We start from the raw sequence: 14,482 nt of genomic DNA, 5'->3' as shown, positions 1-14,482 counted from the left end.
GCGTCGCCATCAAGGATCGGCTCCGCCTCAGCGGTAGCCGAATTCCGCGCTGATCTTCTGGGTCGTTTCCTTGACGTAAGTCGCGACCGTCTCGATCCGGGCGTCATCCATGTACTGGGCGATCGAGGACACGGAGACGGCGGCGATGATCTTGCCGCCCATGTCGCGGATCGGCGCGGCCACGCAACGGATATGGTCCTCGTTCTCGTCCAGATCGAGGGCGTAACCCTGGGCGCGGTAGCGGGCCATCACCTCCAGCCACTGGCGAAGGTCGTAGCGGTAGCGGGGAAAGGCGGCGGCCTCGCGCAGGAACACCTCGCGCAGGACGTCCTCGCCCTCGTCCATCAGCAGCGCCTTGCCCAAACCCGTGTGGCGCAGCGGCTGGCGCTCGCCGATGACGCAGCGCACCTCGATGCGCCGGGTGCCGGGAATCTTGTCGATGTAATGCACCTGGTCGCGGTCCAGGACACCCAGATTGACCGTGTCGCCGGTGTCAAGCGACAGCTGGCGCAGATGGTCGTGGCTCACCCGGGTCAGGGTGATCTGCTGGGAGGCGGCGTAGCCCAGCTCCAGCAGCTTGGTGCCAAGCGCATAGCCTTCGCGGGGCGAGAAGGACAGGAAGCCCGCCTCGACCAAGGTCGAGGCCAGACGATGGACCGTCGTCTTGTTCAGGTCCAGGGACTTGGCCATCTTACCCAGGGTCGTGTCGCCCTTGGCCACCCGGCTGAGCACCTCAAGCCCCTTGAACAGGGTCTGGGCGCCGGCGCTGGCGCGCGCCGAGGACGCCTCCTCCACATCCACCGAAGGGCTGTCGGCCATCTCAATCATCCCGCAGGCTCCGCAGCGACTTCGCCGCGGGCCGTACCGGATAGTGATACGGCTCCGGCGCCAAATTGCAATGGCCGTCCCAGCGCGGCCGTCCCGATTCAATAGTCGACGGCATAGTCTTTCTGGAACGGCTGGCCCGAGAAGGCCAGCTTCTGGGTCCAGGCCTGGGCCGGCGCCGTCCAGAAGCTGTCCGACGCCGGAAGTCCCAGGGCCAGGAAGCCCTCCGCGGTGATGTACATGCTGCCGTTGTTTGAATACCAGTCGCCCAGCGCCGGGTTGTGCCCGGCGAAGCCGATGGTCAGGAAACTGTCCTTGGTGAAGTTGCTCGGCTGGCTGAACACCGCCTTGTGCGCGGCCACCAGGGCCGAGCGCACCTGTCCCTCCGACAGCTTGGCCGGCAACTGCTTGCGCAAGGCCAGCATGGCCAGCGGCTGGAACACAGCCGTGCGATAGGTCAGCGACCGGCCGAACGGCGGGAAGGTTCCTTCGGGCGAGACGAACCGCTCCAGGTGCTCGCTGTAGCGCTGGGCGCGCTTGACGGCCAGTTCGCGCCACTTGGTCAGGTCGTCCTTCCAGAACGGGGCCTTGTGGGCCTCCATGACCTCCAGCACCTGGATCATCATCGGATGCATCACGAACGAGCCGTAATAGTCGAAGTGGAAGGTCGCCCCGTCCTTGATCCAGCCGTCGCCAATGTACCATTCGTCGATCTTGCGCACGGCGGTGTTCAGCCGCATGGGATCGGACTCCTCGCCGATCTGCAGCAGGAACGCCTCGTTCATCGCCGCGAACAGCAGCCAGTTGATGAAGGGCGGATTGACCCGGCGCAGGCCCTTGATCTCCTCGACGATCCGCTTCTTGGTCGTCGCGTCCAGCGGCTCCCACAGGGCCTTGGGGGCGCGCAGCAGGGCCTGGGTGAAATAGGCCGAATCCACCAGGGCCTGGCCATGGCCGCGCCACAGCAGGTAGTCCGGACTGGCCGGGTCCACGGCATGGACATAGCTCTGCAGGGCCTGTTCCGTCAGCCGCTTGCGGACCTTGCCCTCGGCGGTGGCGTCCTCAGGCAGGGCCAGCCAGGGCGAGAGGCCCGAGATCATGCGGCCGAAGCACTCCAGGTAGGCGACGCCGGACTCGCGCCCGTCCCAGGTCGGGCTGAGCTCCAGCGGAAAGGCTTTCTTCAGTTGGCCCTTCGACATCGCCGACAGCACCGGGCTGGCGATCTTCTCCAGCAGTCCGGCCATGTAGGCGCGGTCGTCGACCGGCGCGGCGGCCGGCTTGGCCGCACTGGCGGCGCCGCTCCCCAGGGTCGCGGCGCCGACGAGGGCCGCCTTCATGAAATCACGCTTGTGCATGGTCGCCCCTATCGCGCTGGCTTGAGGTCGAGATCGGCCATCGCCGTCGCCGCCAGCAGGAAGGCGCCGACGCCGTAGAACTGGGTATCGTCATAGCTGACGCTCTCCGGGCGGTCGGAAACCGGCTGGACGTAGCCGAACTTGCCTTCCGGATGCACCGCGCGCGTCAGGGCCACCCACCCCTTGCGGGCCACGGGCTCGTAGCTGGCCCGGTCGAGCAGCCCGCTCTTGACGCCCCAGGCCATGCCATAGGTGAAGAAGGCCGTGCCGCTGGATTCCGGTGGCGACTTGGCCGGATCGGACAGCAGGGACGGCGACCAGTAGCCGTCCGGCTTCTGGATCGCCTTCAGCTTGCCGGCCATCTCCTTGAAGACAGCTTCCATTCGGACGCGATCGGGATCGCCGGCCGGCAGCAGAGGGATGATACGGGCCAAGCCCGCAAACACCCAGCCGTCGCCCCGGCTCCAGAACACCTTCTCGCCGTTCGCCCCGCGACGGGTGAAGAACCGCGAGTCCCGATAGTAGAGATGCTCGTCCTTGTCGTAGAGGAAGTCGGTCACGGCCGCGAATTCCTTGCGGGCATAGGCCGCGTAGCGCGGATCGCCGGTGACCGTGCTCAACTCGAACCAGGTCGCGGGCGCCATGAACAGGGCGTCGCTCCAGCACCAGCGCTGGTCGCAGTCGACGCCGCGCGGATCGGTATATTCGGCGTGCTCCAGCCCGACCTTGGGTGGATAGGCCAGGATGGCGTCGAACCGCTGGCGCAGCGGACCGATCGCCGCGTCGCCGCCGCCATGACGCGAGGCCCAGAGATAGGCCTGACCGATCACGTGGTCGTCAGCGTGATAGAAGCGCTTGCCCAGTTCCCACTGGTTGGCCAGGCCCCGCGCCAGGATCGCCTGGCGATAGGCGGGGTTGTCCGACCGGTCGGCCAAGTCCCTCAGCCCGACGAACAGGGCGCCCTGCACCCATCCCTTCAGGTCGGCCGTATCGCGCGAGGTATTGGGCGGAATATAGCCGGCCGCCATGGTGGCCAGCTGGTAGTCGGCGACCTTCTCGGCCAGGCGCAGCACGTCGGCCCGGGCATAGGGAACGGACGCGGCCTGGGAGGGCGCCGACGGCGTCTGGGCGGCCGTTGCGGCCAGCGGTATGCACGTCGCCAGCAAGGCCGCGACCCCGACCGCCGCGCGAAAAACAGACTTCATCGCTTCCTCCGTCCAAGCCGGGTTCGCCCGGCTCCTTTGTTATTTCGTCCCGCCGCGAGGCGCCTGGGTCACTGCAGCTGGCAGATGTCGAGCACGTTCATGTCGTCATAGTCGAGGTTTTCCCCGCCCATCGCCCAGATGAAGGCGTAGCAGCCGGTTCCGACGCCGCTGTGGACTGACCAGGGCGGGCAGATCACCGCCTGCTCGTTGGCGACGACCAGATGCCGCGTGGCCTGAGGCTCGCCCATAAAATGGAGCGCCCGCTCCTCCGCGCCGAGACGGAAGTAGAAATAGGCCTCGGAACGACGGTCGTGCAGATGCGGCGGCATGGTGTTCCAGACGCTGCCCGGTTGCAGGATCGTCAGGCCTAGCAGCAATTGGGCCGAAGCACAGACGCCGGGCACCACCAGCTGATAGATGATCCGATGGTTGGCGCTCTCGCGCGCCCCGCGTTCGAGGGGGATCGCCGCCGCCGTCGACAATCCTTTGGTTTCGAAAGCGACGTGGGCCGGAGTCGAGGCGAGGTAGAAACGGGCGGGACCCTCTAGGTCGAGGCTCTCGAACCGGACATCGACGGCGCCGCGGGTGATGTAGAGGGCGTCGAGCGGCTCAAGGACGAAGACCTGCCCGTCCACCGTCACCCGGCCAGCGCCCTGGCCGACATTGACGACGCCCATCTCCCGCGCCGCCAGGAACGGTTGCCCTGCCTGCGACGGCGGCTCGGCTTGGGCCGGCAGGGCGATCGCCGCATCGAGAGGCGCGGCGCCGCCGATGACCAGCCGTTCCTGATGCAGATAGTTGAGCTTGACGGCGCCGTCGACGAACAGGCTTTCGATCAGATACCGGTCACGAAGATCCTGATTGCTCGCGCCCGCCATCATCGCCGGATGGGTGGCGTAGAAAACCTTGTCGTACGTCAAAGCCCGAAATCCCCGACCCAACTGGCCCGGCCGTCGGTGCGGGGTGCGCCTGCCGTAGTGTGGTCCACAGGCTCCCCCCGTCACTTTAAATGCGCCGCTTCCGCATTTATCTGACAAATAGATTTTTGAAACGCAAGCCCACAAATCGGAACGCATCCATTTTACGATCCGGATTTGATGGCCGACTTGCACTCATTTATCGCCGCAGGGGCCGAACTGAGCAACAAATACCGTTTCGATTTACGGTATTCTGCTTGTTAATTTGAAACGGGCGTCGCTGGACCGTTAAAGTACCCGACGCCGCTGGATGATCACGATTTCGAAAAGCGCTCGCGCGACCGCCTCTGGCGGATCGAGGAATGACCAGACACCGCACGCTCTTCGATGATCGCGGCGCGGGATGCGACAAACTGCGCCACCGGGTTTTACCGTTCCTTGACCTTGCCGCCGCTCTCCTGCGGCATAAGACGGGGCCGGAGAACCGCGCCTTCGGGCCGAGAGGAGCCCTCCGCATGGCCGTGCGCCTTCGCCTCTATCGGCCGGCCGATCCGCCGCGAGGCCTGCCGACCGCGGCGGCGCTCTTCCTGGCCTATGTCGCTATCGAGCTCTGCATCTGGCTGTTCTGTCGCGACATCAGCGACGCTGTCGCCTTCTTCCCGTCCAACGGCATCCTGCTGGCCGCGATCCTGGTGCTTTCGCCGCAGCTCGGACTCGCCTTTTGCCTCGCCTGTTTTGCAGTGGACATCACCCACAACTGGATCGGCCGGATCGACCTGACGCACGCGTTGTTGTTCAGCGGCCTGAACCAGGCGCTGGCCTTCGGCGGCGCGATGCTGACGCGTAGCTTTTGCGGAGCAGCGCTGGATCTCTCACGCGCCCGACGCTTGTTCATCTTCACCCTGATCGCGGCCGTCGCAGCGGGGCTGGAAGCGCTGGTCGGTCAGATCCTGGTCGGCCTGCTCGACGGCTCCGCCGATTTTGCTCACGCCTGGCTGCAATGGGCGCTGGAGGACGGCCTTGGCCTGCTAATCGCGACGCCGGCGGCGCTGCTGCCGTTCAAGCAAGAGCGCCTGTTCCATGCGGCGGCGGCCCCGCGCCTTGAGCGCTTCCTGCTGCTGGCGCTCACCGTCATCCTGACTGTCGTCGCCTTCATCAGCGACCAGTTCATCGCCCTGACGCTGGTCATGCCCGCCCTGGTGCTGACGGCCTTCCGCGCAGGGCCTGGCTGGGTCTACGCATCGGTGCTGACGGCCGGCGTCATCGCCATGGCCCTGACGGCCAACGGACACGGGCCGGTCGCCTTCATGGCCCCGGCGGATCCGTATCGCCAACAGTTCATGATCCAGCTGTTCATCGCCTCCGCCTTCGCCGCCGCCGTCCCCGCCACCGCCGCGCTCAGCGTCCGCAACCGCAGCGCCCAGCGGCTGGAGCGCGCCTATGCGGCGGTACGCAAGGCCAAGGAGAAGGCCGAAGCGGCCAGCCGCTCCAAATCGGAATTTCTGGCCAATATGAGCCATGAGATCCGAACTCCAATGAACGGCATCATCGGCGTCGTCGGAGCGCTGGCTCGGACCGATCTGGGGCCGCGACAGCGAGACATGGTCCACCTTGTCGAAACCAGCGCCGATTCCTTGCAGGTCTTGCTCAACGACGTTTTGGATCTCGCCCGGGTCGAGGCTGGGGAATTGGCCATTCACGCCGAAAGCTTCGATCTTCGGGCGACCTGCAGCGCCATTGTCGACCTGTTTCGGGCCAAGGCCGAGGAGAAGGGCCTAGCCCTGGAGCTTCGGATCGGGCCGACCGTGGCCAACCGGCACATCGGCGACGCCGCGCGCCTGAAGCAGATCCTCGGCAACCTGGTTTCGAACGCCATCAAGTTCACCGATCGGGGTCGGGTCGAACTGAGCGTCGACGCGGAGGCCGAAATCGACGGGGCTCAGGCGCTGAGTCTGACGATCACCGACACTGGGATCGGTTTCGACGCGGAGACGGGTCGGCGCCTCTTCGCGCGCTTCGCCCAGGCCGACGGCTCGATCACCCGACGGTTCGGCGGCACGGGCCTTGGCCTGTCGATTTCGCAGGCCCTGACGCGCCTGATGAACGGCGAGATCGAGGCGGCTTCGGCGCCTGGCGAAGGGTCGCGCTTCACCGTGCGCCTGCCCCTGGCCGTGGCGGCGGAAAATGATCACGCTCTCCCGCTGCAGGATTTCGCGCAGCCGACCCTGGCGGCAGGGCGAACGCTGAAGATTCTGTTGGCCGAAGACCACGACATCAATCGCCGGGTGGTGAGCCTGATGCTCGACGGCCTGGACGTGGATCTGACCATGGCTGTCGACGGGCGGGAAGCGGTCGCACGCTTCCGCCCCGGCGGCTACGACCTGGTGCTCATGGACATGCAGATGCCCAATATGGGCGGCCTGGAAGCCATAACCCACATTCGCGCGGCCGAACGCGACGTCGGCGCGGTCGCGACACCGATCGTGATGTTGACCGCCAACGCCTTGCCGGAACACGAGACCGCCGGCCTGGGCGCGGGGGCCGACGCCTTCCTGACCAAGCCGATCCTCGCCGGCGATCTCATCGAGACGATCGCCAGGCTGGCAGGGTCACAAGCCTCGCCTTCCCCCTGAGGTCGCGCCCGGCGATCGCCATGGCGTAGCGCCAAACTTCGGTGGTGAAACTTCGGCGGTGTTCGTCATCGATGATCAGGGCCCGGCGCTCAAGACCCGGACCGAAGGCGCGCCGCAGCGGCCTCAGACTAAAAGCGGGCGCCGAACCGCACTGGAAACCTAGCTTCGGCCGCCTACACCGCTTATACCCCGCGCCATGTTTGAAGGCCTCTCCCCCCTCGCCCGCGACGCTCGATCCTGGCCGTTCGAGCAGGCGCGCGCCCTGCTCGCCCGCATCCTGCGCCTGCGTCTGTCCGACGCCGAACGCGACCTGGCCTCGGTCCTGATCCATGCGGGCAAGGCCGACGAGGCGGTGAAGACCTTCCCCCCCTTGGCCCGGCCGGTGATCCTGGAGACCGGCTACGGCCCCTCGGGCCTGCCGCACCTGGGCACCTTCGGCGAGGTGGCGCGCACGACCATGGTGCGCAGCGCCTTCCGCGCCCTGACCGACGACGCTATCCCCACCCGGTTGATCGCCTTCAGCGACGACATGGACGGCCTGCGCAAGGTTCCCGACAACATCGAGAACAAGCAGCCGCTGATCGAGGACCTGGGCAAGCCGCTGACCCTGGTCCGCGACCCGTTCGGCACCCATGACAGCTTCGGCGCCCACAACAACGCCCGCCTGCGCGCGTTCCTGGATGGCTTCGGCTTCGACTACGAGTTCGTCTCGTCGACCGAGTGCTACAAGGGCGGGCGGTTCGACGAAACGCTGCTGACGGCGCTTGAGCGTTTCGACGCCATTCAGAAGGTCATGCTGCCGACCCTGGGCGAGGAACGACGCGCCTCCTATTCGCCGTTCCTGCCGATCAGCCCCTCGACCGGCAAGGTGCTGCAGGTCCCAACGCTGGAGCGCAACATCGAGAAGGGCACGATCGTCTTCCAGGACGAGGACGGATCGAAGGTCGAGGTCCCGGTGACCGGCGGCCATGTGAAGATGCAGTGGAAGCCCGACTGGGCCATGCGCTGGACGGCCCTGGGCGTCGACTACGAGATGAGCGGCAAGGACCTGATCGACTCGGTCAAGGCCTCGGCCCAGATCTGCAAGGCGCTGGGCGGCGTTGCGCCCGAAGGCTTCAACTACGAGCTCTTCCTGGACGAGAACTCGCAGAAGATCTCCAAGTCCAAGGGCAACGGCCTGTCGATGGAGGACTGGCTGCGCTACGGCGCGCCCGAAAGCCTGTCCTACTACATGTTCCAGAGCCCCAAGTCGGCCAAGAAGCTCTATTTCGACGTCATCCCCAAGGCGACCGACGAGTACCTCCAGCAGCTGGACGCCTATCCGCGCCAGGAAGCGGCCAAGCAGTTGGACAATCCGGTCTGGCACGTCCATTCGGGCCGCCCGCCGCAATACGGCTCGCCGGTCTCGTTCAGCCTGATGCTGAACCTGGTCTCGGCCGCCAACGCCTCGGACAAGGAAATCCTCTGGGGCTTCCTGTCGCGCTACATTCCCGGCGCGACGCCGGAGAGCCAGCCGCTGCTGGACCGCCTGGCCGGCTACGCGATCAACTATTACGACGACTTCGTGAAGCCGACGAAGGCGTTCCGGGCTCCGGACGACAAGGAGCGCGCGGCGATCCTCGACCTGCTGGCCCGCCTGAAAGCCCTGCCAGCCGGCTGCCAGGACGCCGAGCTGATTCAGAACGAGGTGTTCGCGGTCGGCAAGGACCACGGCTTCGACCCGCTGCGCGCCTGGTTCCAGGCGTTGTACGAGGTGCTACTAGGCCAGAGCCAGGGCCCGCGCTTCGGTTCGTTCGCGACGATCTTCGGCCTAGACAGGACGACAGCCCTGATCGAGGAAAAGCTGGGCTGATAAAGAACGACCGCCAAGCGCTGCTGTTACTTGGGCCGCGAAGCGAAGAAGACAGCCGCCGCTCGCAACAGAAGCTTCATAAACCAGTCGGATAGTATCAGAAGCAACAATCAAGCGTCGTCTAGCCGGTAATTGCGAATATGCATTCGATGGCGAAAATGCGTCTTGAAACTGCAATTGCGCCGAAAGTTCGCAGGTCGCGACTGTATTGGCCTTTCTGGGGCGACTTTCACCGTAAGCGGTTGCTCCGCACGGACGACCGGTGCTAGTCACATTTTACTTTTTTCACCGCCAATTTGGGCGGCTTTGGCAGATGGGGACTTCATGCGCGTTGCGATGATTGGCACCGGTTATGTGGGCCTGGTGTCTGGGGCCTGCTTCGCTGACTTCGGTCACGTCGTGACCTGCATCGACAAGGATCCGAGCAAGATCGAGCGCCTCGAACGCGGTGAGATCCCGATTTTCGAGCCCGGCCTGGACGATCTGGTGGCGCGCAACGTGCGCGAAGGGCGCCTGTTCTTCACCCTCGACGGCGCCGAGGCCATCAAGGCCGCCGACGCGGTGTTCATCGCCGTGGGGACGCCGACCCGGCGCGGCGACGGTCACGCCGACCTCAGCTACGTCTACGCCGCCGCCGAGGAAATCGCCGGACTGATCGAAGACTTCACCGTGGTGGTCACCAAGTCGACCGTGCCGGTGGGGACGGGCGACGAGGTCGAGACGATCATCAAGCGGGTCCGCCCCGACGCCCAGTTCGCCGTGGTCTCCAACCCGGAGTTCCTGCGGGAAGGCGCGGCGATCGAAGACTTCAAGCGACCCGATCGCGTGGTGGTCGGCACCGAGGACGAACGCGCCCAGGCGGTGATGCGCGAACTCTACCGCCCGCTGAGCCTGAACGAGACGCCGATCGTCTTCACCGGCCGCCGCACCAGCGAACTGATCAAATACGCCGCCAACGCCTTCCTGGCGATGAAGATCACCTTCATCAACGAGATGGCCGACCTGTGTGAAAAGGTAGGCGCGGACGTCCAGCAGGTGGCCAAGGGCATCGGCCTGGACAAGCGGATCGGGTCGAAGTTCCTCAACGCGGGGCCCGGCTATGGCGGCTCGTGCTTCCCCAAGGATACGATCGCGCTGGTGCGCACCGCCAACGACTATGGCGCACCCACCCGGCTGATCGAGACCACGGTGGCGGTCAACGACGCTCGCAAGAAGGCCATGGCCGACAAGGTGGCCGCGGCCATGGGCCTGGAAGACCTGGCCGGCAAGACGGTCGGTGTGCTCGGCGTGACCTTCAAGCCCAACACCGACGACATGCGCGACGCGCCCAGTCTGGACATCCTGCCGGCCCTGCTCGCCATGGGCGCCGCGGTTCAGGCCTTCGATCCGGAAGGCCGTCACGAGGCCGAGAAGCTGCTGCCGGGCGTGACGTTCAAGAACGGCCCCTACGAGGTCGCCGACGGCGCCGACGTCTTGCTGCTGCTCACCGAGTGGGACCAGTTCCGCGCCCTGGACCTGGACCGCATCAAGGGCCTGCTGAAGGCGCCCGTCGTGGTCGACCTGCGCAACGTCTACAAGCCCGCCGAAATGGTGCGCGCCGGCTTCACCTACGCCTCGATCGGCCGAGGCTGATCATGGCCGCGGTGATCGTTACAGGGGCCGCGGGCTTCATCGGCATGCACGTGGCCGAGCGCCTGCTCGATCGCGGCGAGACGGTGATCGGGGTCGATGTCTTCAACGACTACTACGACCCGGCTCTCAAGGCCGCCCGCGCGGCGCGCCTGGAGGGCCGACCCGGCTTCACGATGGTCCGCATGGACGTCGCCGACGCCGACGCCTTCGAGACCCTGGTGCGCGGCAGCGGCGCAAAACGGATCGTGCACCTGGCCGCCCAGGCCGGCGTACGCTATTCGATCGAGAACCCGTTCGCCTATCAGCGCTCAAATCTGGCCGGCCACCTGTCCGTGCTGGAAGCCGCGCGTCGGGTGGAAGCCGTACATCTGGTTTACGCCTCGTCGAGCAGCGTCTACGGCGATCGGCCTCAGTCGCTGGACGGCGGCGAAGGCGCCGGCTTCAAGGAAACCGATCCTGTCGACGCGCCGGTGTCGCTATACGCCGCCACCAAGCGCGCTGACGAGCTGATGAGCATCAGCTACGCCAAGCTCTACGGTTTCCCGATGTCGGCCTTGCGGTTCTTCACCGTCTACGGCCCGTGGGGTCGCCCCGACATGGCCTATTTCGGCTTCACCCAGAAGATCCTGAGCGGTGAGTCGATCGAGGTGTACGGCGAGGGCAGGATGGCCCGCGACTTCACCTATATCGACGACATCGTCGACGGTGTCGTCGGCGTCCTGGACCACCCCCCGGCCCAAGGCCGGCATGAGATCTACAACATCGGCGACAACGACCCCGTGGGTCTGATGGAGATGATCTCGACCCTGGAGACGGCCCTTGGCCGCGAGGCGGTCAAGGTCATGCGCCCGATGCAGCCGGGCGACGTCACATGCACCTACGCCGACATCGCCAAGCTCAACGCGCTCACCGGCTACAAGCCGAAGGTGAAGCTGAAACAAGGGCTGGAGACCTTCGTTCGCTGGCACCGGGAATTCTACAAGTAGCCCCCAAGAGCAAGAGCCGCCCCGGGCGCGCTGCGCGCCTCCGGGACGGAGATCGCGCCACGGAAAATTTCGCGGCGTTCATGAGTCCGTCGACGGCCCGACGCCTGGCGACGCGGTCCGTCGATCCGAAGATCCATCGCGCTATGGACGTTGAAAACTGATGATGAAGGCGGCCCTCCTCCCCGGCGCTCTGCTGCTGGCCAACGTCGCGGCGCTGATCCTGAGCCTCGTCGCGCCTCGGATCCTGTCTCCCGCCGAATACGCCGCCTTCACCCTTTCGCTGGGCGTGGGCCAGCTGACGGTGAGCATCGTCTTCGAGTGGCTGCGGCTCTCGTTGCTGCGCTACGGATACGGCACCGACGTGGTGCTTTCCACCGTGCGCCGGCGGGTGATGCGAACGATCTACATCGGCCTGGCCCTGATCCTGCTCGTCGTGGCCATCGGGGCGGGCGTCCTGTCGGTCCACCTGCCTTGGGCGGCCTATATCGCGGTCGTGGCCTTCTACGCCATAATGCAGGCCGTCTTCGACGCCAACCAGGCCGTATCGCGGGCCACCTTTTCAAACGTCAGCTTCGCGCTTTCGCTGATCCTGCGAACCTTCCTGAGCCTGGTGTTCTTCAGCATCGCAGCCTGGATCACCAAGAAAGGCCATCTGGCGCTGATCGCCCTGGCGCTTTCCTACCCCACCGCAGCGATCGTGGTGCGCAAGGGCTGGGGCAGCAGCAAGGGCGGCATGACCATCGACTGGAACCAGGCCCGGTTCCTGCTGGCCTACGGCGGGATGGCGGCGGGCACCACCATCATCTCGTCCCTGCTCCCGACCGCGATGCGGTCGACGGCGGTGTCATACATGGGGCTGGCCGAATCCGGCGGCTTCCTATTGGCGGTGGACATGTCCCAGAAGGCTGTCGCCGTCGTCGGCCTGGCCGCAAATGTCGTGCTCACACAGGACCTGTTCAAGGCGAAGGACTTCGGGTCGACCGATGAGTCGCGCCAGAAATCGCGTAGCCATGTCGGCTGGATCGCCGCCCTGCTGGCGCCGACCGCCGTGGGCTTCTACCTCCTGCAAGACATCTTCATCGCCTTGGCTATCCCGGAAAGCTATCATCAAAGCTATACAGCGGGCATCGGCTTTGGCATCCTGGCCTCAGCTCTGCTGTATTTCCGCGCTTTCGCCGTCGACCCGCTGTTCTACGCCGCCGGCAAGTCGTCCGGTGCCCTGTGGGGCTCGGTGGCCTCGATCGCCGCGCTGCTGATTGCCGCCTTTGGCCTGCCCCTGCTGCATGCGGTCACCCTAACCACGCTCGCGCTGTCCTATGTGCTGAGCACCCTGGCGGGGCTGGCCGTAGCCCTCGCTATGCTCCACAGAGAGGCGGCCGGCGTTTGGCCCTGGGCCAATTTCGCCAAGATTGGTGCGGCTTGTACGGGTATGGCGGTCATGGGCTTCCTGCCGATCTGGCCCCATTCGCTGACCGGCTTGGTGGTCAAGCTCGCGGCCTGCGGGTTGACGTATCTCATCGCATTCTATGGTCTGAACGCCTGCGACGCCCGCAAGCTTGTAGTAAAATTCGCGGGTCGATAATATTAGCGAGAGTGCAAGTGTTCGATCTGGCAAAATCGAGGATTCATGACCGATAGACCAGCTCCCGCTCGGACCGCCGCCGGTTATCACGGCCCTTTGCTCAGCATCGATATTGCGGCGATGGTATTCTTCGCCATTTATGTAATTTTACACTATACACTGCTTCTGATATCGAAAACCTACGCACCATCTTACCTTGACGAGGCAACGTCCGTTCTTCTACTTCCTTTGGCGCTATATTATGCAGTGACCCGCCGGGGGTGGATACCAGCGATCTTGTTCGGGGGATACGCCGCGCTTCTAATCATCGGCGGGATTCAGTCCACCTACGGCGGCGTCGAGCAGCCGAAGGCCGCTATCCTCGCCACTATACTGGACGCGAAACTTTTCGTCTTTGTCTTCGGCCTCTGCGCGATCATGAATCGCCTAGATCGGCCCGTCGACATCTTCCGCGTGCTGTTTCTAACCATGATCGGCATCGCGATCATCAATTTACCGTTCGTGGTCCTGGATCTGCTCCGCGGCGTTGATCTTCATGGCGACACCTTGCTTCGCAAGAGCAGCCTCCCGTTGCCGCGCGGCCTATTTCACCACCACACTGAGCTGGCTTGGCTCTACTGCATCGCGGCCTTCGGTACGTACACGCTCTTTCAGCTCAAAAACAATGTCAGGCTGCTGGCCCTCACGGCCGTGTTCGCGGTGGCCGTCCTGTTGACGGTGTCCATCAAGGAAATCGTTGGTCTCGGCATCGGTCTAATTATCATCTCGGGCAAGGCCAAGCGCGGCGGACATCTGGGAACGGCGCTGATCGCGATCTCGATCGTCGCGGCCGCCACCGCCGTGCTCTTCACGACGGGCTTCGGCGCGGCGATTCTGAACCACGCCAGCATGTTCGTCGGCGGCCACGCCATCCCCAACGTTCGGGCGGGCATGACCGAAGCCTCCTGGATGATCGCCAATCAGCATTTCCCGCTGGGTTCCGGCGGAGGCACCTTCGGCAGCGCGCCATCGTACCAAGGCGGGTACAGCGAAGTGTACTACGCCTACGGCATCAACACGCTATACGGCGGCAGCCGGGAGTATTCCGGTTATCTCCAGGACGTGTTCTGGCCCAAGATCGTTGGCGAAGGCGGTTGGATCGGGTTCGCCCTCTATGCCGGCTTCCTGCTGTTGTTTGTCCAACGACTGATAGCCAAGCCGGCCCGCTCGTCCCAAGGCGACCCCCTGCAACGCTTCAGCCTCGCGATCGTAGTCCTCGTGTTCGTCGTGTCGACGGCTTCGGCCCCGTTTACCAACGAATTGCTGATCTTCTTCATGGCCCTGGCGCTAGGTTACGGTAGCCGCGCCCGTCACCTGGTCACCCAGCGCAACCCGCGACCGCGAGCGCAGGAGGCTCGCGCCTAGCTAGGAGTGGCCAAAGCACGGCGCGGGAAGGCGAAGGCGCGCTTCCCGCCCAAACGATGCGAAGACAGAATTTTGGTCAGCCGTGCGATTC

General features: G+C 65.1%; 10 protein-coding genes. 6 read left to right on the top strand and 4 right to left on the bottom strand.

From position 1 onward, the window contains the following. Positions 1–27: 27 nt before the first annotated feature. The 4 genes from ASD47_RS23980 to kduI all read right to left on the bottom strand — a co-directional run bounded on the left by ASD47_RS23980 (position 28) and on the right by kduI (position 4,497). Positions 28–819, bottom strand: coding sequence for an IclR family transcriptional regulator (locus tag ASD47_RS23980; RefSeq protein ID WP_056762382.1), 792 nt, complete (start codon positions 817–819; stop codon positions 28–30). Positions 820–926: 107 nt separating this feature from the next. Next, positions 927–2,180 (bottom strand): DUF2264 domain-containing protein, encoded by a 1,254-nt coding sequence (locus tag ASD47_RS23975; RefSeq protein ID WP_056762187.1) that lies wholly within the window; start codon positions 2,178–2,180, stop codon positions 927–929. 8 nt (positions 2,181–2,188) lie between these two features. Continuing rightward, positions 2,189–3,385 carry a glycoside hydrolase family 105 protein gene (locus ASD47_RS23970; protein WP_056762185.1) on the bottom strand — a complete coding sequence of 399 codons (1,197 nt, stop codon included), beginning with the start codon at positions 3,383–3,385 and terminating at the stop codon, positions 2,189–2,191. Between the two features lie 68 nt (positions 3,386–3,453). Beyond that, complete coding sequence (kduI, locus tag ASD47_RS23965) at positions 3,454–4,497, bottom strand: 5-dehydro-4-deoxy-D-glucuronate isomerase (protein ID WP_255355543.1); 1,044 nt, start codon at positions 4,495–4,497, stop codon at positions 3,454–3,456. A 320-nt stretch (positions 4,498–4,817) separates the two neighbouring features. Between kduI and ASD47_RS23960 the strand changes: the two genes are divergently transcribed. The 6 genes from ASD47_RS23960 (at position 4,818) to ASD47_RS23935 (ending at position 14,391) form a co-directional block, all read left to right on the top strand. Next, positions 4,818–6,935: an ATP-binding protein gene (locus ASD47_RS23960; RefSeq protein WP_082564781.1), complete on the top strand. Its 2,118-nt coding sequence runs from the start codon at positions 4,818–4,820 to the stop codon at positions 6,933–6,935. A 196-nt stretch (positions 6,936–7,131) separates the two neighbouring features. Continuing rightward, on the top strand, positions 7,132–8,787 hold the full coding sequence (locus tag ASD47_RS23955; RefSeq protein WP_056762183.1) for a lysine--tRNA ligase: 1,656 nt from the start codon (positions 7,132–7,134) through the stop codon (positions 8,785–8,787). 324 nt (positions 8,788–9,111) lie between these two features. Then, entirely contained in the window at positions 9,112–10,419 is a 1,308-nt protein-coding gene (locus ASD47_RS23950; RefSeq protein WP_056762182.1) for a UDP-glucose/GDP-mannose dehydrogenase family protein, read from the top strand. Positions 10,420–10,421: 2 nt separating this feature from the next. Continuing rightward, the gene (locus ASD47_RS23945) at positions 10,422–11,405 is read left to right on the top strand and encodes an NAD-dependent epimerase/dehydratase family protein (RefSeq protein WP_056762180.1); all 984 of its coding nucleotides are present in this window, start codon (positions 10,422–10,424) and stop codon (positions 11,403–11,405) included. 160 nt (positions 11,406–11,565) lie between these two features. Next, positions 11,566–12,987, top strand: coding sequence for a hypothetical protein (locus ASD47_RS23940; protein WP_056762178.1), 1,422 nt, complete (start codon positions 11,566–11,568; stop codon positions 12,985–12,987). 276 nt (positions 12,988–13,263) lie between these two features. After that, on the top strand, positions 13,264–14,391 hold the full coding sequence (locus ASD47_RS23935) for a hypothetical protein (protein WP_056762176.1): 1,128 nt from the start codon (positions 13,264–13,266) through the stop codon (positions 14,389–14,391). Positions 14,392–14,482: the final 91 nt, after the last annotated feature.

It is taken from the genome of Caulobacter sp. Root1472 (genome assembly GCF_001426985.1).
Classification (GTDB): domain Bacteria; phylum Pseudomonadota; class Alphaproteobacteria; order Caulobacterales; family Caulobacteraceae; genus Caulobacter; species Caulobacter rhizosphaerae.
This window is presented reverse-complemented; position numbering and strand designations above follow the sequence as displayed.